Source organism: Aeromonas sp. FDAARGOS 1406 (assembly GCF_019048565.1).
Taxonomy (GTDB): domain Bacteria; phylum Pseudomonadota; class Gammaproteobacteria; order Enterobacterales; family Aeromonadaceae; genus Aeromonas; species Aeromonas caviae.
Map to the genome: position 1 here is coordinate 3,278,731 of NZ_CP077378.1, position 26,977 is coordinate 3,305,707.

The window sequence follows — 26,977 nt, forward strand, 5'->3', positions numbered from 1 at the left end:
TTTATGGAAGATACCGAGATTGCGGAGCTCTGCCGCCGCATTTACAAGAAGCACCAGAAAGCCCTGGATCTGATTTTTGAGCACAGACCTGCTGATGGCGATGGCCGAACCGAGCGCCGGGATTGGGCGAAAGATGTTATCGCTCTTGTCGCAGAGCAGCACGGTTGGGAGAGCGATAGTGAGACAAGAACAATGGTTCGCTACGCCCATTTACCGTGGGATGACGGGAAGGGGATGCGTTCTTCAAACTGGACCAAAAGTGGCCGTGTTGTTCTGTTTGAAATCCAAAGCAATACAGACAAGCTGGAACTGAAACTGATAATTGGCCCTAGCAGTGATGCCTCATTGCGTGACCATCTGTTTAGCCGTGTGGAGCAAAGTGGTGTTGCAGCGCTGTCGACACGTAAACTGCGACAAAGCCCGCAATGGAGCCAGGTCTACTCACTGCGTCTGCTCGATAAAAAACACACTGTCGATGAGCCTGACGAAGAGGCGTGCAAAAAACAGATCGACAAGAAGCTACAGCATTTCTGGTCACACGACTGGCCCCTGCTGAAAGAGACCATGGACAAGGCGATTGAGACGTTGCCGTGATGGGCATACGAGTTGATTAGTTGAGTAGAGAGGGATGCGATGATACGGGAGCTGGTTTGCAATCAATGCCAACAGGTAGTTCGTGAGGATGAGCTGTTTGTCCACTTGGTGACCAAACACAATTGGAAAGCCGCTCGTCGAGAGCTTTCTCCCAGTCATAGCGAACCAATACCACTCACCACTCGTGAGCCGCGGACGTTTGTCCCCCGATTAGGGCCGATGAAGCCCAGCATTAGCTCTGCTGCGTTTATTCCGGAAAAGTGTAAGTTTTGCCAAAGACCGGTAGATCCCGCCCAGTTAGTGCAGCATCTAAATAGCTGTTCCGAATAGTAGATCACAGGAAGAAGGGAACTCAGTCCAGTTTGTGCGATCTCATTAGGCGCGAAACAAAACAAGCCACACCAAAAGGACTGAGTTGATGCCTATCCTACCACCCCTGCCACGACCACAACGGCGCCGCATTCACAAAATCATCCATGCCACGCGTGATAAAGGGCATGCTCGTCGCTTGATGGCCATCTTGCTGTTACATGAAGGACGCACGATCACTGATGTTCATCACCTTACCGGCGCTGCTCGCTCGACCATCGGCCGTTGGCTTCGGTGGTATCGGGATGAAGGTGTGGGGGCGTTAGAAGCCTTACCGGCTGGCCGTGCCCCGATCTTACCTGTCGCCAAGATTGTCACCTTACTGGTGCTGCTCATGCAGTTTTCTCCGCAAGATTTTGGTTATCAGCGCAGCCGTTGGTGTACCGAACTATTGGCTATCAAAATCAATCGGTTAATGGGGCTCAATATGGCAGCCTCCACGCTCCGCCGATGGTTACCGCATATGGGCATTGTCTGGCGAAGGCCCGTGCCGACCTTGCGGATAAAAGACCCTGCCTATCAGGAGAAAATGGCTAATATCGACGCGGCACTGGCCCGCTGTGATGCAGATAATCCGGTGTTTTATGAGGATGAAGTCGATATAGACCTTAATCCCAAATTAGGGGCCGACTGGATGTTCAGAGCGCAGCAAAAGCGGGTTGTCACACCTGGAAAGAACGCCAAACATTACCTGGCAGGCGTTCTCCATGCAGGCAATGGAAGAGTACTTTACGTCAGCGGGATAAAGAAAAACTCATCGCTGTTTATCGCCATGCTGGAAAAGCTGCGTCGCCACTACCGACGAGCCAAAACCATCACACTGATCCTCGATAACTACATCATTCACAAAAGCAAACAGACCGAGCGATGGTTGAAGAAGAACCCCAAGTTCTGCCTGGTGTTCCAGCCAGTTTACAGCCCTTGGGTTAATCACATCGAACGGCTGTGGCACAAGTTACATGAAACCATCACGCGCAATCATCAATGCAGAGGAATGGCCAGCCTGCTGGCCCAAGTGAAACACTTCATGGATACCGTGTCTCCTTTCCCGGGGAATGGCTATGGTACAGCGAAGGTGTAGCACTATTGGGATCAGTTATTTAGTGGAGTGCGAAAAGAGCCAAAAGGCGAAAGCAGCAGCGAGAAAAAGCAAGAGTTTGGCACCTATTGCGAATGACCGAATGCTTTGCCCGCACTGCAACACTGAGGTCGGCAAAAAGAACCTCAACAAACATATCAAAAAGATGCATCCCTCTATCGCAACCCAAAGTCAGAAAGAGGGGGCAGCCCCTTCGTTGTTTCAGGCTGCACCGGGCCAATGTATCTGTCCTTACTGCAAAGTCAGCGTTGGTAAAAAGAAATACAAACAGCATCTGGAACAACGCTGCCCGAAAAGACCTGTGGGTGCATCAGGCGTGAAGTTACCAAATACCTGTCACGATCCCGATATTGCAGCCTATTTGGCACGTACCGCTGTACCGGAAGAGAGCGGCCGATTTGGTAAACCACAAGCCAAAATTCGGCACGGCACTTATGGTTTGTCAAACATGGAATACGACGCTTGGGGAAGGAACGATTAAGCGATATTGGTTGACCATCTTTATTTATGACTGGAATAACAATGGATAACAAAGCACGGGAAAAGGCGTTTCAAGACCATATTATCGAGCAGCTGGCTGCTTCGGGCTGGCTGGTGGGTGAGTCGTCTCACTACGACAAAGAGCGAGCACTCTATCCGGAAGACTTGATCGCCTTTGTGCAAGATAGCCAGCCTGATGGGTGGCAGAAATTCTGCAAGACCTACGGCGAGCAGCCGGAACGCCACCTGCTGGATGGTGCGGTACGTCAGTTGAAACGCAGTGAAGGGGGAACCCTGTGGTTGCTGCGTAACCAGATTGAAGATCGCGGCCATCGACTCAAGGTCGCCAGCTTCAAGCCTGATCATGACTTGAATCCAGAACTGCTGGCTCGCTATCAAGCCAACCGGCTGCGGGTGGTGCCCGAGTTGGTTTATAGCCCCCATGGCTATGATGGCCGTATCGATCTGACCCTCTTTTTGAACGGCATCCCGGTGGCAACACTGGAGCTCAAATCTTGCTTCAAGCAGTCGCTGGAGAATGCCAAGAAACAGTATCGGGAAGATCGTCTGCCCAAGACCAATGGGCGTGATGAGCCACTACTGAGTTTTCGCCGCGGGGCGCTGGTGCACTTTGCAGTGAATCAGTTCGAGGTGGCGATGACCACTAAACTGGCGGGTGACTCGACTTTCTTCCTGCCATTCAACAAGGGCACCCGTGAGGGTGGGGCGGGCAATGATCAGCCCTTGCCAGTGAATGGTGAGGAGGGCATTGCTACCGGTTATCTGTGGCAAGAGATCCTGCAACCGGATAACTTCCTGCGGATACTGAGTCGCTATCTGCACCTTGAGGTCAAGGTGGAAGAGGATGAGCTGGGGCGGCAGAAGAAGAAAGAGACGATGATCTTTCCTCGCTATCACCAGTGGAAAGTGGTTCAGAATTTGTTGGCCACGGTGGGACAGGAGGGGGCTGGTCAGAAGTACCTGATCCAGCACTCGGCAGGGTCTGGCAAATCCAACTCGATTGCCTGGCTGACCCATCAGCTGGCCTCGTTCTACCTGGATAAAGGGGAGAAGTTGTTCAATTCGGTGATCGTGATTACCGATAGAACGGTGCTCGACAGCCAGTTGCAAGAGACTATCGCCCAGTTTGACCATGCTGATGGGGTGGTGAGTCGCATCAACCGGGAAGAGGGAGATGGCTCCAAGTCGGCACAACTGACCGAGGCACTGGCCAGTGGCACGCCCATCATCATCGTCACCATTCAAACCTTCCCGCACGTACTCAAGGCCATTCAGGAATCGACCACACTGAAAGGCTCTCGCTTTGCGGTGGTTGCCGATGAGGCGCATTCAAGCCAGACCGGCAGCACGGCTCGTCAGTTGCGTGAAGTCTTGATGGCCGAGCAGTTAGATGGGGAAGAGGAACTCAGCGGCGAAGATGTGATGAACATGACGCTGGCCGCTCGTGGCGGCAGCCAGAACATCAGCTATTTCGCCTTTACGGCAACCCCGAAGGGTAAAACGCTGGAGCTGTTTGGCCGCCCAGCGAACCCGGCGATGCCGCTTGGCCCGGATAACAAGCCCAAGCCATTTCATGTTTACTCCATGCGTCAGGCGATCGAGGAGGGTTTTATCCTCGACGTGCTGAAGAACTACACCAACTATTCGCTTGCCTACAAACTCGCCATGAAGGCAGAAGAGGCTGATAAGGAAGTGGATGCCAAGAAGGCTCGCATCAGGCTTTCCAAGTGGGTGCGGCTACACCCGCACAATATCGGCCAGAAAGTGGCGATCATCGTTGAGCATTTCCGCACCAACGTGGCCAATCTCCTGGGAGGGCAGGCCAAGGCAATGGTTGTGACGTCGAGCCGGCTGGAGGCTGTTCGCTACAAGCTGGCGTTCGATAAGTATGTAACAGAGCAAGGCTATGGTGCTATTCGTGCCATGGTGGCGTTCTCTGGCGACATCGAAGAGGAAGGGCAGAGCTTTAACGAGCGGAACATGAACCCCGAGCTTAATGGGCGGGACATGCGTAAGGCATTCGATACCCAGGACTATCAGGTGATGCTGGTGGCCAACAAGTTTCAGACCGGTTTCGATCAGCCCAAGCTGTGTGCCATGTATGTGGACAAGAAGCTGACAGGAGTGGATTGCATCCAGACCCTTTCTCGCCTCAACCGCACCTATCTAGGCAAGGAGAGCACCTTTGTGCTCGATTTTGTGAATGATCCGCAGGATGTGCTGGAGGAGTTCCAAAAATATTTTGAGACAGCCACCCTCGATACCGTCTCCGATCCCAATCTGGTCTATGACCTGTTCCACAAGCTGAAAGCGACGGGCATCTTTACCTGGAGCGAGGTGGAGGCGTTTAGTGATGCCTATTTCGATCCCAAGCGTGGGGCCGAAGCCTTGCCCGGTTATATCAAACCGGCTGTCGAGCGGTTCACCAAACGTTACAAGCTGGCGAGTGAAGCTGTGCGGGAGTGTCGCCAGATGCTCAAACGCATCGAGCGTGAAGGCGGGTCTGCGACTGACAAGGTAAATGCCGAACGGCGGGTCAAAGAAGCGACCGAAGCCAGGGGCGAGCTGGATCTCTTCAAGAAAGATCTCAACAGCTATGTGCGGTTCTATGAGTTTGTCTCCCAGATCACCGCCTTTGATGACGAATCATTGGAGCGGCTCTGCGTGTTCGCCCGCCACCTGCTGCCGATGCTGCGTCAGGAGGTACTGGAGGAGGACGAGATTGATCTCTCCCAAGTGTTGCTGAGCCATTACAACCTCAAGGCCAAGCGAACTCAGGATCTCAAGCTCAAAGCTGACGCAAGCGGCAATGGCTTGCAGGGCATCTCGGCGCTCGGCAGTGCCAAAGCAAAAGAGGAGAAGAAAGACTTCCTCTCTCACATCCTGGAGCAGTTGAACGATCTGTTTGGTACAGAGGTGACTGATGGGGACAAGCTGGATTGGCTACAGGGGATGGCCAGCAAGATTGCGGAAAACCAGCCCTTGATGGATCAGGTGCGAAATAACCCCCGCGACGCCATCATGCTGGGTGACTATCCCAAGGCGGTTGATGCGGCCGTGATCGAGCGGATGGATATTCAGAACGGCATGTCGCTGGACTACCTCTCTCGGCCCGAGGCGGCCAATATCATCCAGGGTTTGATCCTGGACCTGCTGTTCAAGGGATTCGGTAAGCCATTGCAAGGGAAGCTATGAGCAGTGTGAACTGGAATGATCTGTTGGCCCATCTCAAGGTGGTGGTGCCAGCAGGCAGCGTGACCAGCTATAAGGCGCTTTCGCGGCATTTTTATGGTCATGACAATGGTACTCAAGCTATTGCCTCCATGCTCAAGGCTGCCGTGGCAGCAGATGCTCACCATGCTACTTGGACCAACCGAGTGGTAGGGGCTGATGGAAGCGTCGTTGATGTAAACGGACAGGCGGATCAGCTGAAGGAAGAAGGTTGGCTATTGCCACTCAAAGAGGTGAGAGAGTGATGGGACAAGATGGCTTTCGCTTACCAAACCGAATCCATGATATCGGCTCGTTAGTGGTTCAGACCAAGGAATGGGGCTCTAAACCCTCGGTTGAAGATCTCTGGATGGCCTATCTTCTCGCTCGCGTTCCTGCAGAACGAACGAATGATGAAATTCAGGCTCTCCAGTCATGGTTCTATCAAGAGGTTGAGGAGCAGGGCTATGAGCTCTTGCTCATATAGCCCCTTGTTCGACTCGCGTATGTTGCGGTTGCTCAAGTGTTTCTGCTAGGGAAAGTGCGAACAAGTATCCCACGAACAAAAAATGAAAATTTTAGTCATTTAATATCAATGGGTTACCAGTAAATGCTCTCGTGCCATATGACTTATTCGCACCTTCCCTAGTTGTGATGGATGTTGTCCCAATTGAACATAAAATGCGTTATGTGCACATCTTTTCAGGGTGGCATGGAGCAAAATGGCGGTATCTAGGGAAAGTGCGAACAAGTATCCCACGAACAAAAAATGAAAATTTTAGTCATTTAATATCAATGGGTTACCAGTAAATGCTCTCGTGCCATATGACTTATTCGCACCTTCCCTAGGATTTTCATGCAAGGAATCACGTTCTCGAGGAAGGTGATGACATGAGCAAGGAAGAAAATGACCGGGAATCAGTTGATTTTCACCAAGCGGCGGAGCAGGGGGATGCCAATTCTCAGTACAGGCTGGGGCAGGCATACATATTCGGACGAGGTGTCCCTATCGACTCTAAACTAGCAATGTCATGGTTTCAGAAGGCTGCTGAACAGGGGCATTGCAGGGCTATGTACAAAATGGGGCAGGTATATAAATACGGGCAACAGGATGACCAGCAGGCTGCAACCTCGTACCGCAAGGCTGCAGATCTAGGGCATGCTTGTTCACAATACATGCTGGCAGAGATGTATGCTAATGGTGAAGGCGTGCAGGAGGATTTCCAACAAGCATATCATTGGTATCGGCAGGCCGCCGAGCATGGATCTTCTGAGGCCCAGTACAAGATGGGCTTGGCGTATGAATCCGGTCATGGTGCGCCGCAGGATGATAGACAGGCTTACGCTTGGTTCTATGTCGCGGTGGCAAATGGCTTCTATTCGGTATCGAAAGACCGAGATGAGGTGGCTAAGCGATTACCTTCCGCCGACTTGGTCCAGGCGCAGGCGTTAGCCACTCGTTACCTCGATCAGTATCAAGTGCGAAAAAGACTGAGGGGAGTAGCTCACGCCTGATAGTGCAATAAGAGGAGCACGTTAAAGAGGCGCTTCTTTTTTGCTGCCTGACATTTTGATTCTTGGTGTTCTATGGGGAATTAATTCTGACTTTGCCACGAGATTATCAGAAGATTTCTGGATAGTTTAGGCGTTGTTGATCAAATCCGTCGCTGGATGGCCGTTCCCCAACCCGTTGATACCACTCAATTCACTGGCTGGCGAGCAGGCATACCAAGCCCTATCAGCTTGTTCATCACCTTCACGCCAGCCAGGATTTCGCCCACCTGGGCGTTGTAGTTCCGCAGGCTCAGCGTTGGCCCGATGAGTTGCTTGAACCGGTACATGGCGGTCTCGGCTATCGAGCGCTGGTGATAGCCGGAGTCTTTCTTCCATTGCTTCAGTTCACCGGCCTTGAGCGCCGTCATCGCCTCGTTGCGGGGATGGCCTTCCTCCCACGGTGCCGCATTTTTTCTCGGCGGTATGGTGGCTTTCGCCCCCTTCTTCTTCAGTAGCGCATGACAGGCCTTGGTGTGGTAATCGTTGTACTGCTGCCAGTTGCTGATCTTGTGCTTGGACTTGCCCATCTGATGCTCTCGGAGACTGAGCTACAGGTGGATTTGACCCCATAGGTCCAGACACTTTTTCCCGCTTAGGGTTGTGATACCCGACTGCGCAGAAATTCCCGTGGTGAACGGTATCCCAAGGCAACCAATAGCAAGAACTGCGGGGGTCTCGTAACGCCGTCTGCAAGTACCTTCGGCGATGCACTTTTTGACTGGTGAGTTCGGATTCGTTTGGTTTAAGATAGCCATCCGGTGCCTATTGCTGTGATAGGTAACTCCCTTTGCTGGTCTCAAGTAAGAAAACAACAAAAAAATAACATAATGGAGTGGTTATGAAGAAGAATGTTTTGGCAGTTATGGTGATTTTTGGAATGTGTTCAACTGCAGCTTTGGCGGAGAGTGCAAATGTTAAGGATGCTTTGTTCTATGCATACAAAACAAATGTAACTCAACCCAAGCTGGACGATGATTCATTTATTCGTGACGTAACCTACTTTACGGATGAAGACAGCTACAACAAGGCCTATAGCGACGAATTTGTTTTTGAAGAGAATTTGGAGAAGTTTAGAGAACTAGCGAGAACAACTATAGAAAAGTTCGACACTGACAAAATATACGATATATATACAGAATTCTATTTGAGCAAGTACGACTTTAAGGACGGCGTATACAGACTGTATGATCACCCTCAACGGCAGGGAACATTTATTGGCGTATCCCCAATGATGCTCGATGCATCTTATAGCCTCGACGGGTTTTCTAGGAACATGAATAACCCGGCCATCCCGAACATCACCAAGATTAAGTTTATTAACGGTAGCGATATCCTCCCACTTAAAATGACCAAGGATAAGGCGAAGGCGCTCAAGAGTCGTAATATAAATAGCTTTTTCACAAAGGTAAGTTACAAGTTGGTTGGCACGAATGCTGTAGATACGGTGTATGCCCAAATAACAAAAGTCGAGTATTTCGGCGACAATCGAAGCAATTCCAAAAAGATTGCAGAGCAGGTTTTTGATCCAGTCCCAATGAAGTTGGTAGAGGTAAAACCAAGCGGGAAATATAAAGTCAACTTCAAGATTACTTTCGCCGATCAGACGCTGGCAGAAGAGGAACAGCTGGTTGGAATAGGGAATAGCGGTGATGTCTTCGCGTATCCTCGGCCTGATGTTTACAAAGTTTCTGCCAAATCAAAAGTGAACCCTGATGCTGCAGCTGTATCCACAACTGAATACGTCCAGCCATTGATGACCGTGGTGAAGAATGAGTATGGCAAAGCCGAATTTCTTTCAATATTTAAAATGAACGTTGTTGACCGGACTCGGTATCAGGTTGGTCCATTGGCTGGGGCTACGGGCTTGGCTGCAGCTAATGATACAAATGCTCCGGATATTAGCAACGACTTCTACGAAATTGCCGCTGGCGGGCCATTGATTGATGGTAAGTGGGAAGGATCCGGCGTGGCCGTCAAGGACTCCAAAGTTTATAACAACCTGAAATACACGATCACGGTGACCCAGGTGGATTAATCCAGAGTCATCAGAGCTGCAAGGTGTGGGATGGGAGTAACCTGAACCTACATCGGGAAAACTGGGACACCCACCTTTTGGTGTGCTGCTAGGTAGCGACCCGCTCAGAAAGGTGGGTGTCCTAATTTTATTAGGCCTGCAATGGGGTGTTATATTTATATTTTTTTGAACCGTATGGCCATTACTGGGGTTTGCTTTTCTAGGGTTTCGTCATCAATGATTTTCAGTGCTTCCTCACCTGCTTTGCTTTTGAAAACCAAGTAACTCACTTCACCACTTTTACGAACAGATATTTCATCGAATTCTGTGCGTTGGCCATTTGATTCAGTATAGTCTGACCCGATGATGAGTTGACCATTGCTGCCCCCCATCATCTGAATTGCCATCTTGTTAATCGCATCATTTCCCGCATCCATACTAATCTCGTAGGTTCCCTCAAAGCCATTGCCTCCACATGCTGTCAGCATGGTAGAAAACATCACTATTGCTGTCAATTTAGTCAATTTCATTATCCCCCCTTAATTTATTGAAATTCTCATGAAAAAGTTAATAACTTATAATGTTGTGGTTTCGTTAGGGCTCTCTGCAGAGAGCCTGGTTATTATATACAGACATATTGGTTCATTTCTACTATAAATAACTGTTCGGGTGCCCCTATATTTTCCTCCTAGTCCCACGAAACTGTAGTAGTCTCATTATCCCGGACACCATTTTAGGGTGAATGAATTACAGACATTTGCCACGAACTGGCTGTGGACGGCGTTGTTGCCCAAATCAGCCATCAGGCGACAACTTCCCCAGCCCCAAGTGACAGCTACATTTGGGGCTGCCTGACAGGCAGGCCAAGGGTATTTAGTTTGTTCATTGCCTTCACATACGCCATCACTTCGCCCACTTGGCCGTTGTAGTTACGCAGACTGATTTTCCCCTCCAGCAACTGCTTGAACCGATACATCGCCGTCTCTGCCAGCGAGCGACGGTGATACCCCGATATCTTCTTCCAGTGCGCCAGCCCTTCCTTGCGCATCACAAGCACTGCGCCATTTCTTGGGTGTCCTTTTTTCCATAACCCCGCGCTCTTGCGGGGCGGGATACAGGCGCTCGCCCCCTTGCTGGCTATCAGCCGATGGCAAGCCTTGGTGTCATAGGCGCCATCCGCATAAACATGTCCCAGCTTACGCCGCAGAGGGTTGAGCAAGGTCGGCAACACCTCGGCATCATGGATATTTTCCAGCGAGACTTCCGCCGCCACGATATCGTGGGTCACCGGGTCTACCGCCAGGTGCAACTTACGCCAGACTCGCCGCTTCTCGGCCCCGTGTTTTCTGACCTTCCACTCGCCTTCACCAAACACCTTCAGGCCAGTCGAGTCGATAACCAGGTCGGTAATGCGCCCCTTGCTGGGCTGCCGATAGGCCACTGTCACCGTGCGGGCCCGCTTGCTGACACAACTGTAATCGGGAGCACAGAGTGGTACGTTCATCAACTCAAACAGGGAGTCGAGTAGTCCCTGAGTCGCCCGCAGAGTGAGGTTGAAAATTCCCTTGAGCATCAGGAAGGTACAGATGGTCTGGTCAGTGTAAAGCTGGCTGCGGCCCCGCCGTCCATGATGGTCGTGGTGAAACCAGTTGCTCGTGGCCTCAGCATCAACCCAGAAGGTGAGTGAACCACGGTTAATCAAAGACTTGTTGTATTTAGGCCAGTTGGTGATGGGGTGAAGTGACGTGGCCATGATGCAGACTTGAAGAGGATGGTGGTGATCAGATCACCGAGTCCTCGGTTAGTTCCATTCAAGCTGCATCGATTTGGGCAACAACGCCGCTGTGGACATATAACCATGAACGGCCCAATATGGCGCTGGGTGGCTACACGCCAAAACAGCGCCTAATGCAGACCGCATGACCTCTACTTTTGAGTGCCCCTAAGAATGGGGGGAATACCGGCCAACTTGGCAGCTGGTGGACCTTGACGGTGTTCTACCAGCAGCAGGTCTGGCTGAGCTGCTTCAAAGTGGATACGGCAGGCTTCATGCTAACCACGAGAACATGCAGTCAACATGCGAAGTAGTTCTAGCAAGAGACAGTGAAATTTGGTGGGGATTACCTAGTTTTGCTAGTCGTTGGCGTGTGATTTCGGTGGGTAAAAATGTGCAAAGTGTGCAAACCCGCCTCACTCACAGCAAACTGGAGATAACTCAAACCCTCTTGATTCAAGGCATTACGAGTCGTACTATCCTTGTGAAACCGCAGTTTCGGGATTCAAAATCCGCCGTAGCAATACGTGTCGGTTCGAGTCCGACCCCGGGCACCATCAGATTCCATGACAAAAGGCCATCCTCGCGGATGGCCTTTTGTTTTTCCGGGCGGTGCTAAGAGGTGTACCCACAGACCCACAGACCCACAGACCCACAGACCCACAGACCCACAGACCCACAGACCCACAGACCCACAGACCCACAGACCCACAGACCCACAGACCCACAGACCACCAGACCCACAGACCCACAGACCCACAGACCCTCAGACCCACAGACCCTCAGACCCTCAGACCTTCAGACCTTCAGACCTTCAGACCCACAGGCTGTCAGGCCATCAACCTCTCGGACTGCCATCCCCTCAGTCGATATTCTGCGCGATACGCCACAGCACGCCTGAGGGGTCGTACAGACAGAACTCCTTCATGCGCCACGGCTGGGTGACGAGCTCCGTGACCCTGACTCCATAGCGGGCGGCGACCTGGCTCGCCTCCACTTGGGCCTGCCAGGCGGCCACGTCCTCCACCAGGAGGTGCATCATGAGCTGCTCGGCCAGCCCCGGGGGGTTGCCATCCTGCAGCAGGAAGCTTGCGTTGCCGAGATGAAAATAGGCCACGCCGTCGCCATCGGAGGCCAGGGTAAAGCCGAGATCCTGATAGAACTGCTTTGACAGTGTGAAATCCCGGGCAGGCACGAAGGCCTTGATTTCGGTCACGTTGAGATTGGGCATGGGCTCCTCGCGGCGCTGGGAACAGGGGAAGATGGCTTGCCAGTATGACCGGGCATTTCGGGGCAGGCCAGACGAATGGCGCGAGTTTGCACTCTTATCGTGCTTGTGCCCCTCGGGTGGGGGGATATTGGCCGTCAGCCTCATTTGATTTCACCATGGTATGGCCCATTTCATTTATTTCATAAATACCTTAGCGGGATAGATAAGCCTGCCAAGGTGACATCACCACGGGTTCGCCCCGTCATTGTGAGGTGGTTGGGTCATCCTGGTGCATTTTCCCGGCAATGCACAGCCAAAGTGCGATTTTCCCCCTGTAACCGGGCATCGTGCGCCAAGATGGTGCGTGTTGAATGTGATGAAAACATAACGCCATGAAATAAAAGGATTATTTTTCTTGGCCTGCTTTATGCTTTCCCCATGTCATGTCGCCATGATGTCTCCGTGAGCCACACAGGTACGGTGGGCAGGTGGCCAGGTTGGAAATGCATATCAGGAAATGGACCCGGATGCCGGGACGACAAGGAGAGGGCTGTATGTTCAAGAGACTCGTAATGACTGGCCTGCTGGCGCTGGCCGCCACCATGGCCGCCCCGGGCTGGGCCGAAGAGGTGGCCGCGCAGGCCGATGTGGTACAGGCGGCCACGACCGTGACCATCAACAAGGGGGACAATACCTGGCTGATGGTGGCGGCGGCCCTGGTGATCCTGATGTCCGTGCCGGGCCTCGCCCTCTTCTACGGCGGCCTGGTGCGCGCCAAGAATATGCTGAGCGTGCTGATGCAGGTGTTCACCCTGTTCTGCCTCATCACCGTCCTCTGGGTGGTCTACGGCTACTCCCTGGCCTTCACCGAGGGCGGCGCCTTCTACGGCTCCTTCGACAAGGTGCTGTTGATGGGGGTGACGCCGGATTCCATCGCCGCCACCTTCAGCAAGAGGGTCGGGATCAGCGAGTTCATCTACGTGGTGTTCCAGGGTGCCTTTGCCGCCATCACCTGCGGGCTCATCGTCGGCGGCTTTGCCGAGCGGATGAAGTTCTCGGCGGTGCTGCTGTTCGCGGTGATCTGGTTCACCTTCGCCTATATCCCGATGGCGCACATGGTGTGGTACTGGGCGGGTCCGGATGCCTACACGGATGCGGCCGCCGCCGAAGCGGCCGGTGCCACCGCAGGCTATCTGTTCCAGCACGGCGCTCTGGACTTCGCCGGCGGCACAGTGGTGCACATCAACGCTGCGGTGGCCGGTCTGGTTGGGGCCTTCATGGTGGGCAAACGGGTTGGCTATGGCCGTGACCCCATGACCCCCCACAGCCTGACCATGACCATGATCGGTGCCGCCCTGCTGTGGTTCGGCTGGTTCGGCTTCAACGCTGGCTCTTCCCTCGAAGCCAACGGCACGGCGGCCCTGGCCTTCGCCAACACCTGGATCGCACCTGCCGCTGCCGCCCTCTCCTGGACCTTCGCCGAGTGGGCGATGAAGGGCCGTCCCTCCCTGCTTGGCGCTGTCTCCGGTGCGGTGGCGGGCCTGGTCGCCATCACCCCTGCCGCCGGTTTCGTCGGTGTGGGGGGCGCTCTCATCATCGGCCTGCTCAGCGGGGTGGCCGGTCTGTGGGGCGTGCACGGTCTCAAGCGTCTGCTGGGGGCCGATGACAGCCTGGACGTGTTCGGCCTGCACGGGGTGTGCGGGATCCTGGGTGCCGTGCTGACCGGGGTGTTCGCCAGCCCGGATCTGGGCGGCACCGGGGTGTGGGACTATGTGACCAACCAGGTGGCCGAGGGATACTCCATCCTGGCCCAGGTCAAGGTACAGGTCATCGGCGTGGGGGTGACCGTGGTCTGGACCGCCCTGGTCTCGGCCGTGGCCTACAAGCTGGTGGACCTGCTGATCGGTCTGCGGGTGAAGGAAGATGCCGAGCGCGAAGGGTTGGACGTGACCAGCCACGGCGAGAAAGCCTACAGCCATTGATCCTGCTGCCATGAATGTCATACCGCCGGCCCCGTCCGGCGGTTTTTTATTGGGGCGGGCTGTCCAGGCTGCCCGGACCGGGCCGCTGGTGGCCGGGGTTGCTATTTGTGTTTGCGGGGTCTTTTATGCCTGCATTTTGGGCGGATCTCCGCTAAACTCTGCCACCCTTTATTCAGGGTCGCCGGGTCTGCCCCGTCGTCACCCTCTCTTTCATGCCTTCGGAGCCGCTCATGCCGTTAGTGGGACACCAACATCAGATCGATATTCTGGAACTGACCGACAAGGGGGATGGCAAGGGTCGCCTGTTCGATCGCCCCCTGTTTGTCGAGGGTCTGCTGCCCGGTGAGCAGGCGCTGGTCGAGTTGACCGAGGTCAAACCGAACTACCTGCACGGCAAGCTGGTCGAGTTGACCCAGCCCTCTGCCGATCGGGTGGCCGATTTTTGCCCCAACACCGAATGCGGTGGCTGCCAGGTGCGCCCGCTGGCCTATCCGGCCCAGCTTGCCCTCAAGCAGAGCCTGGTGCAGAGCGCACTGGAGCAGGTCGGGCTGGGTGAGGCCGTGGTCAACCCCATCCTCGGCATGGAGACGCCGTTTGCCTACCGCAACAAGGCCCAGTACGCGGTGCGTGGCAGCGAGGCGGGCGCCGAGATCGGCTTCTACCGCAAACACTCCCATGACCTCATCACCGCCGATGATTGCGCGGTGCAGGACTCCCTGCACGTGGAGCTCAACGCCCGGGTACGCAACTGGATGCGCGAGCACGACATCGCGGCCTATGACGAGGTGGCCCACACCGGTTGCGTACGCAACCTGATGACCCGCAAGGGCTTCAAGAGCGGCGAGCTGATGGTGGTGCTGGTGACCCTGGGCGAAGCGCTGCCGTTCGAAGCCGAGCTGCTGGCGGCCCTGGCGGATCTGCCGGTCACTACTCTGGTGCAGAACATCAACGAGGCGCGTACCAACCGCATCCTGGGTGACAAGAACCGGGTGCTGCTGGGCAGCGGGGTGATCCGCGACAAGATCCACGAGCTCGAATTCGAGATCTCGCCCCTCTCTTTCTTCCAGAACAACCCGAGCCAGACCGACGTGCTCTACTCCAAGGCGCTGGAGTATTGCGAGCTGACCGGCAGCGAGACGGTGTTCGACATCTATTGCGGCATCGGCACCATCTCCCTGTTCCTGGCAGGCAAGGCCGCCAAGGTGGTGGGGATCGAGTCGGTGGAGAGCGCCATCAGCGACGCCCGTCGCAATGCGGCCCTCAACGGCATCGAGCAGACCGAGTTCCACGTGGGCAAGGCGGAGCAGCTGATGCCTGCCCTGCATGCCGACGGGGTGAGTGCCGACGTGGTGGTGATGGATCCGCCCCGCAAGGGTTGTGACAAGGCGGTATTGCAGACCCTGGTGGCCATGGCGCCGCGCCGTCTGGTCTATGTCTCCTGCAACCCCCAGACCCTGGCCCGGGATCTCGCCTGGCTGGTCAAGCAGGGCTTCGTGCTGGACGAGGTGCAGCCGGTAGACATGTTCCCGCACTCCATGCACGTGGAAGCGGTTGCTCGCCTGAGCCTGCCAGCGAAAGCCTGAGCGGGCCGAGGGCGTGGCGTTAGCCAGATGGCTCTGATAAAAACGACTCCTGAGGGAGTCGTTTTTTTTATGGTCGTGGTCGGCAGAACCACCAGGCAGGGAGGTCGGCGTGATGATTCGTATGGCAGGGGTGGAGGATGCGGCGGCGCTGGACCGCTTCTTCGGGCAACTGGACAGGGAGACCCGCTTCATGCTGTATGAAGCGGGAGAGCGCCCCTCGGACATCGAGGGGCAGCGCAGGCGGCTCGAGGCCATGGCCGCGGCCCCCAACCAGGCCATGTGGCTGCTGGATCTGGCGGGGGAGGTGCAAGGGTTTGCCGCGCTCCTTGGTGGCGGCCTGGCACGCAACCGCCACTGCGCCCTGGTGGTGATGGGGCTGCGTTCGGGGGCGCGCGGGCAGGGATGGGGTGAACGGTTGCTGCGTACCCTGATCGCGGCCGCGAGGGATCTCGGTATCCACCGGCTGGAGCTGGGAGTGATGGCCCACAACGAGGTGGCCCACGCCTTGTATCGCAAGTGCGGGTTCGTGGAGGAAGGGGTGAGACGGCAGGCCTATCGGCTGGACGAGGGCTATGTGGACGAGATTTCCATGGGGCTGCTGCTGCCGCTGGACAGGCCATGACGCCGCTGGCCCCGAGATGCTGGTCTGGGGAGTTGGATTGGGGCAGGCTTGTGGGGAAACCATCGAGACAAGGAGGCGCCCATGAAGGGGATATTGCTGCGTTGGCTGGCTCGCTACGATGCCTGGTGCCAGGAGTGGGGACTCACACCGGAGAACCGGCGCTGCTGCGCGCCGGTACGCCATGATGAAGAGAAGAAGCGCCCGGACAAGGGCGACGACCTCACTGGAACTGGCGGGTCACGGCGCCAGTGACGCTGTTGTCGTCGAACGATAGCCCGTCGGGGTATGCCGGGAAGCGGCCAACGGAGCTGCGCAGGGTATAGCGGCAGTTGTCGTGACGAAGGGCGCCGTCAGCCTGAGCGTCTGCCGGGATGAGCCGGGAGATGTAGTCACTGTCTGAATCCTGGTGCAACTCATCGGCCACCGTCAGATCGGTATCGAGCAGGGCGCCAAACAGGCTCTCGCAGTCGTCCCGGCTGCTGACGGAGATCTGATCGCTGTCGCCACCGGGGAAGACGGTATCGGGCCCCTGACCTCCCTGGTCCTCCTTGGTGCCCACCGGCCAGCCATGGCTGTTGATGTCGAGATCCTGCCTGCCCATGCCGCTAAAGTTGTAGAGTGCCAGGGGCTCCCCCTTTACCTTGACCGCCCAGCCGGCGTGGGCGAGCCGGGCGGCACTGGCAAAGCTGCCCGCCGTGGCCGCGACGCTGCTCTTGAGCCCGTCGTCCTGGATGCTGATGAAGCGGGGCAGGGCGGTGACGGCCAGGATCCCCAGCACTATGATGACCAGCACCAGTTCTATCAGGGTAAAGCCTCGGGAAACGTGTGTTGGCATGGAATGAACCCATTGAGTACGACAGACAGGTAAGCGCGACATGGAATTGATAGACACCCACTGCCACCTCGATTTTCCGGTCTTTGACGCCGATAGGGAGGCGCTGCTGACCCGGTGGCGCCAGCTGGGGGTGGGCGAGTATATCATCCCCGCCGTGGGAGAGGAAAACTGGGGGCGGGTGATGGCGCTGGCCGGGCGCCACGACGGCATCCGTTATGGCCTGGGGATCCATCCCTGGTATGTGGGCAAGCAGCCCCGGGATGTACTGACCCGGCTGGAGACCCTGCTGGCGAGTCGGCCCCGTGGGCTGGTGGCCGTGGGGGAGTGCGGGTTGGATCTGCGCTCCCATGTGCCGCAGGAGGGGCAGGTCGAGATGTTCGAGGCGCAGGTGCGGCTGGCCATGGCGCATGAGCTGCCCCTCATCGTCCACTCGGTGCGTGCCAACGACACGGTCGCCAAGATCCTGCGGCGCTTCACACCGCCACAAGGGGGCGTCATTCATGCCTTCAGCGGCTCCCTGCATCAGGCGGAGGCGTTCTGGCAACTGGGATTTCGGCTCGGTATCGGCGGGGTCATCAGTTTCGAGCGGGCCAACAAGACCCGAGAGGCGGTGCGCGACATGCCGCTGGAATCCTTGCTGCTGGAAACCGACGCTCCCGACATGCCGCTGCAAGGCCAGCAGGGGGAGGTGAACACGCCGGCCAGCCTGCCGACCATAGCCCGCTTGTTGGCACAATTGCGGCAGCAACCGCTGGAGGATGTTATTTCGGTGTTACATGACTCCACCCGGCGGCTGTTCCCCCCAGGAAATCATGAAATTAACATTTGATTATCAAATGATGACCGAGTGATAAAAAACAGGGCCCATAAAAATCGTTTGCGGTCTAATTAAACGATGTTCAGGCCGTTTGTGGCTTATAAAATGTGACCAGTATTCTATTTTGTCGCACCGTAATTAGTATAATGCGCACCCTTGATTAGCGGCTTCAATACACAAATCGTTAACAAGCTGGCAGGTGCTACTAAAGAGGAAGTGTTAATAATGAATCTGATAATGGGTCTGGTAGGGATGGCGACGCTCGTCCTGATTGCGGTGCTGTTCTCCAGCAACCGCAAGGCAATCAAAATTCGTACCGTAGGTGGCGCCTTTGCCATCCAGGCCGGTCTGGGGGCCTTCGTGCTCTACGTACCGGTCGGTCGTGACATCTTGGTGGGCGTGTCCGACGCCGTCTCCAGCGTCATCGGTTATGGCCAGAACGGCATCGAATTCCTGTTCGGTGGTCTGGTTGGCAACAAGATGTTCGAAGTGTTCGGTGGCGGTGGCTTCGTCTTCGCCTTCCGCGTCCTGCCCGTCATCATCTTCTTCTCTTCCCTGATCGCGGTACTCTACTACCTCGGCATCATGCAGTGGGTGATCAAGCTGCTGGGCGGCGGTCTGCAGAAGGTGCTGGGCACCTCCCGTACCGAATCCCTCTCCGCCACTGCCAACATCTTCGTCGGTCAGACCGAAGCCCCGCTGGTGGTACGTCCCTTCATCTCCAAGATGACTGACTCCGAGCTGTTCGCCGTCATGTGTGGTGGTCTGGCTTCCGTTGCCGGCTCCGTGCTGGCCGGTTACGCCTCCATGGGTGTCAAGATGGAATACCTGATCGCCGCCTCCTTCATGGCTGCCCCGGGTGGTCTGCTGTTCGCCAAGCTGCTGGTACCGGAAACCGAGACCCCGAGCTACGACGAGAACACCGCAGAAGGTGAGCTGGACGACAAGCCTGCCAACGTGATCGACGCCGCTGCCGCCGGTGCCTCCGCCGGTCTGCAACTTGCCCTGAACGTGGGTGCCATGCTGCTGGCCTTCATCGGCCTCATCGCCATGATCAACGGCATCTTCTCCGGTGTGGGCGGCTGGTTCGGTTACCCGCAACTCTCCCTGGAGCTGCTGCTGGGCTGGCTGTTCTCCCCGCTGGCCTTCCTGATCGGCGTGCCCTGGAGCGAAGCGGTCGTGGCCGGTTCCTTCATCGGTCAGAAGCTGGTGGTCAACGAGTTCGTGGCTTACCTGAACTTCGCTCCCTACCTGAAGGATGAAGTGCTGATCAACGGTGTGGCCATGTCCGAGCACACCAAGGCGATCATCTCCTTCGCCCTGTGCGGCTTCGCCAACCTGTCCTCCGTCGCCATCCTGCTGGGTGGTCTGGGCTCCATGGCACCGAACCGTCGCGGCACCATCGCCAAGTTCGGTCTGAAGGCCGTGCTGGCAGGTTCCCTGTCCAACCTGATGTCTGCGACCATCGCAGGCTTCTTCCTGGCGCTGTCCGGCATGTAACATCGCCTGACTGACAGGATAAAGACGAACGCCACAGCGATTTGCTGTGGCGTTCTCGTTTGGGGTGGTGACAACCGTTTTCCTGTCAAGACTAATAATAAAGTGAGTCAAATCGGAGGTTCTATGAATGAAGTGCTACTGGCTATGGCGGCCGGCTTTATCGTTGGGGTGTTGTTTTCTTTCCTCAAGTTGCCGATACCGGCGCCGCCCGTCCTCTCCGGCGTCATGGGGATCGTGGGGGTCTATCTGGGGGGCATTGCCTACTCCTGGATCCTGACCCGCTTCTTCTCTTAAGCGCCTTCCAGCGCTGGATTTTCCGGGTGTGAGGTACCTCTGAAATTGGCAAATCCGGCTTGCAAACACGGGGTATCTCGGCTGAAATAGGCGATGCCAGCAGGGTGCTGGCATTGACTAATGCCCGGTGAATCCGGGTGTTGGCGGTCAAATGGAATTGATTGGGAAGTCGGGTCTGCGTAGTCGGCCTTTCTCAAGTCTTCATGGAACCAAGTCCGCACTTTTGTAAGAAAGTGACAGGGCTCTTGCCTTATTTGCAGCCGTATTGCCTGTGCATTTGCGCTGCAATTCCATATCCCGTTGCTCCGGGAACGTCTCTGCCGACCCTTGGTGTTCGGTGAAGCCGATCGCGGGTGATGGGGCTTAACAAGACTTTGGAGACATAGCATGACTGATCTGAAAGTGGCCGCCCAACGCGCCCTGAACCTGATGGACCTGACCACCCTGAACGATGACGACACCGATCAGAAGGTGATCGACCTGTGCCACAAGGCCAAGTCTCCGGCCGGCCTGACCGCCGCCGTCTGCATCTACCCCCGTTTCATCCCCATCGCGCGCAAGACCCTGCGTGACATCGGCGCCGCCGACGTGCGCATCGCGACCGTGACCAACTTCCCCCACGGCAACGACGACATCGAGATCGCCGTGGCCGAGACCCGTGCCGCCGTGGCCTACGGTGCCGACGAGGTGGACGTGGTCTTCCCGTACCGCGCCTTCATGGCCGGCAATGAACAGGTTGGCTTCGATCTGGTCAAAGCCTGTAAGGAAGCCTGCGGCGCCAAGGTACTGCTGAAAGTGATCATCGAGACCGGCGAGTTGAAGGAAGAGGCGCTGATCCGTCGCGCCTCCGAGATCTCCATCGACGCCGGTGCCGATTTCATCAAGACCTCCACCGGCAAGGTGCCGGTGAACGCGACCCCTGAAGCGGCCCGCATCATGATGGAAGTGATCAAGGCCAAGAATCCGAAAGTCGGCTTCAAGCCGGCCGGTGGCGTGAAAGACGCCGCCGTGGCGGGTCAGTATCTGGCCATGGCCGAAGAGATCCTCGGCAACGACTGGGTATCCGCCCGTACCTTCCGCTTTGGTGCATCCAGCCTGCTGGCCAGCCTGCTGGCCACTCTGGGGCATGGCGACAAGCCGGCCAACACCAGCGGTTACTAATAGGTTGATGAGAGGGCGGACTGCTGTCCGCCCTGTTAAGCCCCCACCTGTGGTGCGCGGGCAAGGATTCAGGCTTGTGTAACGCCAGCAATGGCGGAGGGAATGAAAGATGTTTTTGCCTCAAGAAATTATTCGCAAGAAGCGCAACGGTGAAGCGCTCAGTACCCAAGAGATTCAATTCTTCGTCCAGGGCATTACCAACAACACCATCGGCGAGGGGCAGATCGCGGCCCTGGCCATGGCGGTCTACTTCAAGGACATGACCATGGATGAGCGGGTCGCCCTGACCTGCGCCATGCGCGACTCCGGCATGGTGCTGACCTGGGACCACCTCAACCTGGGCGGCCCCATCGTCGACAAGCACTCCACCGGCGGTGTGGGTGACGTTGTCTCCCTGATGTTGGGCCCCATGGTTGCTGCGTGCGGTGGTTTCGTGCCCATGATCTCCGGCCGGGGTCTCGGCCACACCGGCGGTACCCTGGACAAGCTGGACGCCATCCCCGGCTACCAGACCTCGGTCGACAACGACCGCTTCCTGAAAGTGGTGAAAGAGGCGGGGGTCGCCATCATCGGCCAGACCGGCGATCTCGCCCCGGCCGACAAGCGTATCTACGCGGTACGGGATATCACCGCCACCGTCGAGTCCATTGCCATGATCACCGGCTCCATCCTCTCCAAGAAGCTTGCCTCCGGGCTCGAAGCCCTGGTGATGGACGTGAAGGTGGGCTCCGGCGCCTTTATGCCGACCTTTGAAGCCTCCGAGGAACTGGCCAAGAGCATCGTCGCCGTGGCCAACGGGGCCGGCTGCCGCACCTCTGCACTCCTGACCGACATGAACCAGGTGCTGGCCTCCAGCGCCGGCAACGCCGTGGAAGTGCGCGAAGCGGTGCGCTATCTGACCGGTGAGTATCGCAACCCGCGCATCCACGAAGTGACCATGGCCCTGTGCGCCGAGATGCTGATCTCCGCCGGTCTTGCCAGCGATGACGGCGATGCCCGCACCAAGCTGCAAGCGGTGCTGGACAATGGCAAGGCAGCCGAGATCTTCGGGCGCATGGTGACCGGCCTCGGTGGTCCCGCCGACTTCATGGAGCGCTACGACGCCTACCTGCCCAAAGCCGCCATCGTGCGCCCCGTCTACGCGGCCCACAGTGGATTCGTCACCGCCATGGACACCCGTGAACTGGGCCTGGCCGTGGTCGCCATGGGCGGTGGTCGCCGCGCCGCCGCCGACAAACTCGATTATGCGGTCGGTCTGACCGACTTTATCCGCCTGGGTCAGAGCGTCGATGCTGACAAGCCGCTCGCCCTGATCCACGCTCAGACAGAAGCTCAATTTGCCGAGGCTGCCCGCATGGTGCAGGCTGCCGTGAAGATCGGCGACACCCGACCAGAGGCGCTGCCCGAGGTTTACCGTCGCATCGGTCTGGCTGATTTGTAACAAGGGGAAGTCCCATGAAACGTACCTTTATTCTGATGATGGACTCTTTCGGTATTGGTGCTGCCGCCGATGCCGACAAGTTCGGCGACGTGGGTGCCAATACCCTTGGCCATATCGCCAAGGCGTGCGCCGCCGGTGAGATCGAGGGCCGTGGCGCTCTCAACCTGCCAAACCTCAGCAAGCTGGGTCTGGGCCACGCGGGCGAACTCGCCAGCGGCACCTTCCCGGCCGGACTGAACAAGGATGTCGAGGTGATCGGTGCCTACGGCTTTGCCCAGGAGCTCTCCTCCGGCAAGGACACCCCGTCCGGTCACTGGGAGATTGCCGGCGTGCCCGTCTTGTTCGAGTGGGGTTATTTCCACGACCATCACAACAGCTTCCCGCAGGAGCTGCTGGATGCCATCGTCGAGAAGGCCGGTCTGCCCGGGTATCTGGGCAACTGCCACGCCTCCGGCACCCAGGTGCTGGACGATCTGGGCGAAGAGCACATGCGCACCGGCAAGCCGATCCTCTACACCTCTGCCGACTCCGTGTTCCAGATCGCCTGCCACGAAGAGACCTACGGCCTCGAGAAGCTCTATGAGCTGTGCCACATCGTGCGCGAGCTGCTGGAGCCCTACAACATCGGCCGCGTCATCGCGCGTCCGTTCGTGGGCAGCGGCAAGGGCAACTTCAAGCGCACCGGCAACCGCCACGACTACTCCGTGCTGCCGCCGGCGCCGACCGTGCTGGACTACATGAAGGAAGCGGGTGGCCAGGTGGTCTCCATCGGAAAGATCGCCGACATCTATGCCCAGCAGGGCATCACCAAGCAGGTGAAGGGGACCGGTCTGACCGAGCTGTGGGACAGGACTCTGGAAGAGGTGAAAGCGGCCGGTGACCAGACAATCGTCTTCACCAACTTCGTGGACTTCGACTCCTCCTACGGTCACCGCCGTGACGTCAAGGGCTACGCCGATGCGCTGGAGTACTTCGACTCCCGCCTGCCGGAGCTGTTCGACCTGCTGCAGGATGGCGACGTGGTGGTGCTGACCGCCGACCACGGCTGTGACCCGACCTGGAGCGGTACCGACCACACCCGCGAATACATTCCGGTACTGTTCTACGGCAAGCCGGTCAAGGCGGGCTCCGTCGGTCGTCGCGAGACCTTCGCCGACATCGGCCAGAGCATCGCGGCCTACCACGGCCTGCCCAAGCTGCAATACGGTACCAGCTTCCTGTGATGGTGACCCCGGGCCGGTTCGCCTGCCCGGGGTGCCACAGGGCCCCGGTTTCCTGTAATGTACCGCCGCCGCGCAGGCAGCGGACAATCCATAAAGACAATAAAACTCAACCTAGTGTGAAGGAATAAAGAGAATGGCAACTCCTCATATCAATGCGAAAGATGGCGCCTTTGCTGATACCGTGCTGATGCCGGGCGACCCCCTGCGTGCCAAGTACATCGCCGAAACCTTCCTGGAGAACGTCGAGCAGGTGTGCGACGTGCGCAACATGTTCGGTTTCACCGGCACCTACAAGGGTCGTCGCATCTCCGTCATGGGTCACGGCATGGGCATCCCGTCCTGCTCCATCTACGCAAAAGAGCTGATCACCGACTACGGCGTGAAGACCCTGATCCGCGTGGGCTCCTGCGGTGCCGTGCGTGAAGACGTGAAACTGCGTGACGTGGTGATCGGCATGGGTGCCTGCACCGACTCCAAAGTGAACCGTCTGCGCTTCAAGGACCACGACTTCGCCGCCATCGCCGACTTCGACCTGGTGGCCAATGCCGTTCAGGCCGCCAAGAACAAGGGCGTGGCCGTGCGCGTGGGCAACATCTTCTCCGCCGATCTGTTCTACACTCCGGACCCCTCCATGTTCGACGTCATGGAAAAATACGGCATCCTGGGTGTCGAGATGGAAGCCGCCGGTATCTATGGCGTGGCCGCCGAGTACGGTGCCAAGGCGCTGACCATCTGCACCGTCTCCGACCATATCCGTACTGGTGAGCAGACCACCTCCGAAGAGCGTCAGCTGACCTTCAACGACATGATCGAAATCGCGCTGGACTCCGTCCTGCTGGGTGACAACTGATCCCCCTCGCGCATAAAAAAACGGCGGCCCTCGGGCCGCCGTTTTGCATTTTTGCGAAGCACGGTCAGAGATCGAGGGCGAAGCGCCCCTTGCCCGACTGCTTGGCCCGGTACATGGCGGCATCGGCCCGGTGCAGCAGATCGTCGATGTGACAATACTGGCCCGAGTGGCAGAGGGCGCCTCCTATGCTGCCGGCAAGGGGCAGCCGGTGACCGGCCACGTCCCCAGGAACCTCCATGGCCGCCAGCAGCCGCTCGCACAGGGCGGGCAGCTCCAGTTCCGGCTGGCGCAGGGCGGGCAGTATGATGGTGAACTCGTCGCCGGCCAGGCGCGCCACCATGTCCCCCGGGCGCACCTCGGCACTCAGCACCTGGGCGAAGCGTTGCAACAGGGCATCGCCGACGTGGTGTCCCAGCCTGTCGTTGATCCCCTTGAAGCCGTCGAGATCGAGGAACAGCAGGCCCAGGGGTTCGGCATTCTGGCGCACCCGCTCCAGCTCCCGGGAGAGGCGCAGGGTGAAGGCGCGTCGGTTGGGCAGGCCGGTGAGGGGGTCGTGAGCCGCCTCGTGTTCCAGCTGGCTTTGCAGCGCCTTGAACTCGGTGATGTCGCTGCCGAGGATGTAGACCCCGGGCTCGTCGCCCCGGCTCGGGATCATGGTGATCCTGAGGTCGCGTCGGCCTATGGGCAGATCGAAACGGTGCTCGAAACTCACCTGCTCACCGGCGAGGGCCTTTGCCACATAGGCCATGGCCCTGCCGTGGGCCTCCTCGCCGATGACGTCCCGCACGCTCATTTCCCGCATCTGTTCGGTATCGAGCCCGAAGTAGCGGCAATAGGCCTGGTTGGCGAACAGGTAACGCCCCTCGGGCGACACCATGCTGATGGTGACCGGCAGGCCATCGGTGATGGCCCGCAGTCGGGCACGGCCACGCTCGATCTCCGCGAGCACCTGGCGGCGGGCCGTGATGTCGTGCAAAAACAGGGCGATGCGCACCTTGCCGTCGAACTGGTAACGCTCGGCAATCACCTCGACCGGGATGTGCCGGCCTGTGCGGGTGATGATGTCGCACTCCAGCCGCCGTGGCGGACTCTGCGGGTTGCCTGACAGGCTCAGCAGGGGATGCTCGGCGCCGAGTAGCCCGAAGAGGGGACGGCCCAGCATCTCGTCGGCGTGCCAGCCGAGCAGGGTAGTGGAGGCCGGGTTCCAGCCTGTGATGATGAAATCGGCATCGAGCTCGAGGAAGGCATTGCTGGTGTGCTCCAGCATGTGCTGCAAGCGGTGCTGCTCCTGCCACAGCTGCTGCTGCATGGCGCCGCGCTCGCGCATCTCCTGATGCAGCTGTTCCACCGTGCGGGAAAGCTCCCGGGTCCGTGACTGCACCTGCTGCTCGAGCCCTTGCTGCAGCCGCACGAGTTCGGCCTCGGCCTGTTTGCGCTCGGTGAGGTCGGCAAACACGGCAATCATGTGGGGAGCCATGGTGCGGCTCTGGCAGAGGGTCACGCTGAGCTGGACCCAGCACTGGGTGCCATCGGCCCGGATCATCCGCTTCTCCAGCCGGTAATCCTGCCGTTGCCCCGCGATCAGGGCATCGAACAGGGGCTGCTCCCGTTGCAGATCTTCGGGATGGGTCATGGCGAGCCAGGTCCGGCTCAGCATCTCGTGCTCGCTGTAACCGAGCAGCCGCTCCAGCCCCGGGTTGGCTCTCAGCCATTTCCCCTCGAGGGAGGAGAGGGCCATGCCCACCGACGACTGGTTGAAGGTGAGGGTGAAGAGGTGCTCCTTGTCTTCCAGCACCTGGTTGAGGGTGCGCACCTGGTGGCGCCGCTCCAGATCGTGCAGGGTGTTCTCCACCAGGCGGCCGAAGTCGTCGAGATCCCGGCAGGCCTCTTCATCGAGATGGCGCGGCACATGGTCCACCAGGCAGAGGGTGCCGAGCACCACGCCATCAAGGGCGCGCAGGGGGCGGCCGGCGTAGAAGACCACGCCGGGATCATCGGTCACCAGCGGATTGTCGGCAAAGCGGAGATCCCGTCTGGCATCCGGTACCTGCATGATGTCGGGGCGCAAAATGGCATGACCGCAGAAGGAGTGCTCCCGGTTGATCTCGCACATATCGACCCCGGTGCGGGCGAGAAACCACTGCCTGTTCACGTCGGTCAGGGAGACCATGGCGATGGGGAGTGCGAAATGCCGGGTGATGAGCCGGGTGAGGCGATCAAGCTGATCGATGGGCTCGTGGTCGAGCAGGCCGAGGATGCGCAGTCGTTCCAGTCGACTGTGTTCATCCAGCGGCAAGGGGGGGGCAATCATGTGGCTCTCCTGCCAGTGATCTTGCCAGTGTTA

General features: G+C 57.7%; 24 protein-coding genes and 2 pseudogenes. 20 read left to right on the plus strand and 6 right to left on the minus strand.

All coding sequences use genetic code 11. The annotated features are described in order from the left end of the window. The first annotated feature begins 3 nt into the window (after positions 1-3). The 7 genes from I6L36_RS15530 (at position 4) to I6L36_RS15560 (ending at position 7,288) form a co-directional block, all read left to right on the plus strand. On the plus strand, positions 4-594 hold the full coding sequence (locus I6L36_RS15530) for a hypothetical protein (protein ID WP_216986736.1): 591 nt from the start codon (positions 4-6) through the stop codon (positions 592-594). Between the two features lie 418 nt (positions 595-1,012). Continuing rightward, positions 1,013-2,044, plus strand: a complete 1,032-nt coding sequence (locus tag I6L36_RS15535) for an IS630 family transposase (RefSeq protein WP_157160652.1) — start codon at positions 1,013-1,015, stop codon at positions 2,042-2,044. Beyond that, on the plus strand, positions 2,025-2,543 hold the full coding sequence (locus tag I6L36_RS15540; protein ID WP_216986737.1) for a hypothetical protein: 519 nt from the start codon (positions 2,025-2,027) through the stop codon (positions 2,541-2,543). The genes I6L36_RS15535 and I6L36_RS15540 overlap by 20 nt, the downstream gene beginning before the upstream one ends. Positions 2,544-2,584: 41 nt before the next feature. Next, the gene (locus I6L36_RS15545; protein ID WP_236660931.1) at positions 2,585-5,758 is read left to right on the plus strand and encodes a type I restriction endonuclease subunit R; all 3,174 of its coding nucleotides are present in this window, start codon (positions 2,585-2,587) and stop codon (positions 5,756-5,758) included. Next, positions 5,755-6,039 carry an MGMT family protein gene (locus tag I6L36_RS15550; RefSeq protein WP_201883697.1) on the plus strand — a complete coding sequence of 95 codons (285 nt, stop codon included), beginning with the start codon at positions 5,755-5,757 and terminating at the stop codon, positions 6,037-6,039. Before I6L36_RS15545 ends, I6L36_RS15550 begins: the two co-directional genes overlap by 4 nt. Continuing rightward, positions 6,036-6,260, plus strand: a complete 225-nt coding sequence (locus I6L36_RS15555; RefSeq protein WP_216986738.1) for a hypothetical protein — start codon at positions 6,036-6,038, stop codon at positions 6,258-6,260. Before I6L36_RS15550 ends, I6L36_RS15555 begins: the two co-directional genes overlap by 4 nt. A gap of 404 nt (positions 6,261-6,664) precedes the next feature. After that, positions 6,665-7,288: a tetratricopeptide repeat protein gene (locus I6L36_RS15560; protein WP_109113195.1), complete on the plus strand. Its 624-nt coding sequence runs from the start codon at positions 6,665-6,667 to the stop codon at positions 7,286-7,288. A gap of 185 nt (positions 7,289-7,473) precedes the next feature. Here I6L36_RS15560 and I6L36_RS15565 read toward each other — a convergent pair. Next, positions 7,474-7,806 (minus strand): annotated as a pseudogene (locus tag I6L36_RS15565) (transposase); the annotation flags it as partial. A 359-nt stretch (positions 7,807-8,165) separates the two neighbouring features. Here I6L36_RS15565 and I6L36_RS15570 point away from each other — a divergent pair. Then, positions 8,166-9,362, plus strand: a complete 1,197-nt coding sequence (locus I6L36_RS15570) for a DUF4852 domain-containing protein (RefSeq protein ID WP_109113194.1) — start codon at positions 8,166-8,168, stop codon at positions 9,360-9,362. Between the two features lie 155 nt (positions 9,363-9,517). On the opposite strand, the gene I6L36_RS15575 is transcribed toward I6L36_RS15570, so the two are convergent. Further along, positions 9,518-9,871 (minus strand): hypothetical protein, encoded by a 354-nt coding sequence (locus I6L36_RS15575; RefSeq protein WP_042658468.1) that lies wholly within the window; start codon positions 9,869-9,871, stop codon positions 9,518-9,520. A gap of 305 nt (positions 9,872-10,176) precedes the next feature. Beyond that, positions 10,177-11,094: an IS5 family transposase gene (locus I6L36_RS15580; RefSeq protein WP_109113269.1), complete on the minus strand. Its 918-nt coding sequence runs from the start codon at positions 11,092-11,094 to the stop codon at positions 10,177-10,179. Positions 11,095-11,147: 53 nt separating this feature from the next. Here I6L36_RS15580 and I6L36_RS22030 point away from each other — a divergent pair. After that, positions 11,148-11,264, plus strand: a pseudogene (locus I6L36_RS22030) (IS3 family transposase); the annotation flags it as partial. A 713-nt stretch (positions 11,265-11,977) separates the two neighbouring features. Here I6L36_RS22030 and I6L36_RS15585 read toward each other — a convergent pair. Further along, positions 11,978-12,346, minus strand: a complete 369-nt coding sequence (locus I6L36_RS15585; protein ID WP_045523149.1) for a VOC family protein — start codon at positions 12,344-12,346, stop codon at positions 11,978-11,980. Positions 12,347-12,879: 533 nt separating this feature from the next. Between I6L36_RS15585 and amt the strand changes: the two genes are divergently transcribed. The 4 genes from amt (at position 12,880) to I6L36_RS15605 (ending at position 16,764) form a co-directional block, all read left to right on the plus strand. Further along, positions 12,880-14,307: an ammonium transporter gene (amt, locus tag I6L36_RS15590; RefSeq protein WP_109113082.1), complete on the plus strand. Its 1,428-nt coding sequence runs from the start codon at positions 12,880-12,882 to the stop codon at positions 14,305-14,307. 230 nt (positions 14,308-14,537) lie between these two features. Beyond that, positions 14,538-15,890, plus strand: coding sequence for a 23S rRNA (uracil(1939)-C(5))-methyltransferase RlmD (gene rlmD, locus I6L36_RS15595; RefSeq protein ID WP_039039940.1), 1,353 nt, complete (start codon positions 14,538-14,540; stop codon positions 15,888-15,890). A 112-nt stretch (positions 15,891-16,002) separates the two neighbouring features. Continuing rightward, on the plus strand, positions 16,003-16,512 hold the full coding sequence (locus I6L36_RS15600) for a GNAT family N-acetyltransferase (protein WP_174213912.1): 510 nt from the start codon (positions 16,003-16,005) through the stop codon (positions 16,510-16,512). Between the two features lie 81 nt (positions 16,513-16,593). Further along, positions 16,594-16,764: a DUF5363 family protein gene (locus I6L36_RS15605; protein ID WP_174213910.1), complete on the plus strand. Its 171-nt coding sequence runs from the start codon at positions 16,594-16,596 to the stop codon at positions 16,762-16,764. Here the strand turns inward: I6L36_RS15605 and tppF are convergent. Continuing rightward, the gene (tppF, locus tag I6L36_RS15610) at positions 16,733-17,347 is read right to left on the minus strand and encodes a type IVa pilus pseudopilin TppF (protein ID WP_109113084.1); all 615 of its coding nucleotides are present in this window, start codon (positions 17,345-17,347) and stop codon (positions 16,733-16,735) included. The genes I6L36_RS15605 and tppF overlap by 32 nt on opposite strands. A gap of 40 nt (positions 17,348-17,387) precedes the next feature. On the opposite strand from tppF, the gene I6L36_RS15615 reads away from it, so the two are divergent. From I6L36_RS15615 to deoD, 7 genes are all read left to right on the plus strand, one after another. Beyond that, positions 17,388-18,176 carry a TatD family hydrolase gene (locus I6L36_RS15615; RefSeq protein ID WP_119197009.1) on the plus strand — a complete coding sequence of 263 codons (789 nt, stop codon included), beginning with the start codon at positions 17,388-17,390 and terminating at the stop codon, positions 18,174-18,176. 213 nt (positions 18,177-18,389) lie between these two features. After that, positions 18,390-19,664 carry a NupC/NupG family nucleoside CNT transporter gene (locus tag I6L36_RS15620; RefSeq protein WP_039039944.1) on the plus strand — a complete coding sequence of 425 codons (1,275 nt, stop codon included), beginning with the start codon at positions 18,390-18,392 and terminating at the stop codon, positions 19,662-19,664. 123 nt (positions 19,665-19,787) lie between these two features. Then, on the plus strand, positions 19,788-19,958 hold the full coding sequence (locus I6L36_RS15625; protein ID WP_010673027.1) for a XapX domain-containing protein: 171 nt from the start codon (positions 19,788-19,790) through the stop codon (positions 19,956-19,958). Between the two features lie 387 nt (positions 19,959-20,345). Further along, positions 20,346-21,119, plus strand: coding sequence for a deoxyribose-phosphate aldolase (deoC, locus tag I6L36_RS15630; RefSeq protein ID WP_109112054.1), 774 nt, complete (start codon positions 20,346-20,348; stop codon positions 21,117-21,119). 109 nt (positions 21,120-21,228) lie between these two features. Then, positions 21,229-22,560: a thymidine phosphorylase gene (deoA, locus tag I6L36_RS15635; protein ID WP_043153005.1), complete on the plus strand. Its 1,332-nt coding sequence runs from the start codon at positions 21,229-21,231 to the stop codon at positions 22,558-22,560. A gap of 14 nt (positions 22,561-22,574) precedes the next feature. Further along, positions 22,575-23,783 carry a phosphopentomutase gene (locus tag I6L36_RS15640; protein ID WP_039039948.1) on the plus strand — a complete coding sequence of 403 codons (1,209 nt, stop codon included), beginning with the start codon at positions 22,575-22,577 and terminating at the stop codon, positions 23,781-23,783. Positions 23,784-23,916: 133 nt separating this feature from the next. After that, on the plus strand, positions 23,917-24,633 hold the full coding sequence (gene deoD, locus I6L36_RS15645) for a purine-nucleoside phosphorylase (protein ID WP_005341325.1): 717 nt from the start codon (positions 23,917-23,919) through the stop codon (positions 24,631-24,633). Between the two features lie 64 nt (positions 24,634-24,697). On the opposite strand, the gene I6L36_RS15650 is transcribed toward deoD, so the two are convergent. Beyond that, the gene (locus I6L36_RS15650) at positions 24,698-26,944 is read right to left on the minus strand and encodes a PAS domain S-box protein (RefSeq protein ID WP_109112053.1); all 2,247 of its coding nucleotides are present in this window, start codon (positions 26,942-26,944) and stop codon (positions 24,698-24,700) included. Positions 26,945-26,977: the final 33 nt, after the last annotated feature.

Coding starts and splice junctions, on each gene's coding strand:
- I6L36_RS15560 (WP_109113195.1), top strand. CDS start 6,665: ATGAGCAAGGAAGAAAATGACCGGGAATCAGTTGATTTTCACCAAGCG.
- I6L36_RS15615 (WP_119197009.1), top strand. CDS start 17,388: ATGGAATTGATAGACACCCACTGCCACCTCGATTTTCCGGTCTTTGAC.
- deoD (WP_005341325.1), top strand. CDS start 23,917: ATGGCAACTCCTCATATCAATGCGAAAGATGGCGCCTTTGCTGATACC.
- I6L36_RS15545 (WP_236660931.1), top strand. CDS start 2,585: ATGGATAACAAAGCACGGGAAAAGGCGTTTCAAGACCATATTATCGAG.
- I6L36_RS15575 (WP_042658468.1), bottom strand. CDS start 9,871: ATGAAATTGACTAAATTGACAGCAATAGTGATGTTTTCTACCATGCTG.
- deoC (WP_109112054.1), top strand. CDS start 20,346: ATGACTGATCTGAAAGTGGCCGCCCAACGCGCCCTGAACCTGATGGAC.
- I6L36_RS15570 (WP_109113194.1), top strand. CDS start 8,166: ATGAAGAAGAATGTTTTGGCAGTTATGGTGATTTTTGGAATGTGTTCA.
- I6L36_RS15625 (WP_010673027.1), top strand. CDS start 19,788: ATGAATGAAGTGCTACTGGCTATGGCGGCCGGCTTTATCGTTGGGGTG.
- amt (WP_109113082.1), top strand. CDS start 12,880: ATGTTCAAGAGACTCGTAATGACTGGCCTGCTGGCGCTGGCCGCCACC.
- I6L36_RS15540 (WP_216986737.1), top strand. CDS start 2,025: ATGGTACAGCGAAGGTGTAGCACTATTGGGATCAGTTATTTAGTGGAG.
- I6L36_RS15585 (WP_045523149.1), bottom strand. CDS start 12,346: ATGCCCAATCTCAACGTGACCGAAATCAAGGCCTTCGTGCCTGCCCGG.
- I6L36_RS15550 (WP_201883697.1), top strand. CDS start 5,755: ATGAGCAGTGTGAACTGGAATGATCTGTTGGCCCATCTCAAGGTGGTG.
- I6L36_RS15580 (WP_109113269.1), bottom strand. CDS start 11,094: ATGGCCACGTCACTTCACCCCATCACCAACTGGCCTAAATACAACAAG.
- I6L36_RS15620 (WP_039039944.1), top strand. CDS start 18,390: ATGAATCTGATAATGGGTCTGGTAGGGATGGCGACGCTCGTCCTGATT.
- I6L36_RS15535 (WP_157160652.1), top strand. CDS start 1,013: ATGCCTATCCTACCACCCCTGCCACGACCACAACGGCGCCGCATTCAC.
- I6L36_RS15650 (WP_109112053.1), bottom strand. CDS start 26,944: ATGATTGCCCCCCCCTTGCCGCTGGATGAACACAGTCGACTGGAACGA.
- deoA (WP_043153005.1), top strand. CDS start 21,229: ATGTTTTTGCCTCAAGAAATTATTCGCAAGAAGCGCAACGGTGAAGCG.
- I6L36_RS15530 (WP_216986736.1), top strand. CDS start 4: ATGGAAGATACCGAGATTGCGGAGCTCTGCCGCCGCATTTACAAGAAG.
- rlmD (WP_039039940.1), top strand. CDS start 14,538: ATGCCGTTAGTGGGACACCAACATCAGATCGATATTCTGGAACTGACC.
- I6L36_RS15640 (WP_039039948.1), top strand. CDS start 22,575: ATGAAACGTACCTTTATTCTGATGATGGACTCTTTCGGTATTGGTGCT.
- I6L36_RS15605 (WP_174213910.1), top strand. CDS start 16,594: ATGAAGGGGATATTGCTGCGTTGGCTGGCTCGCTACGATGCCTGGTGC.
- tppF (WP_109113084.1), bottom strand. CDS start 17,347: ATGCCAACACACGTTTCCCGAGGCTTTACCCTGATAGAACTGGTGCTG.
- I6L36_RS15600 (WP_174213912.1), top strand. CDS start 16,003: ATGATTCGTATGGCAGGGGTGGAGGATGCGGCGGCGCTGGACCGCTTC.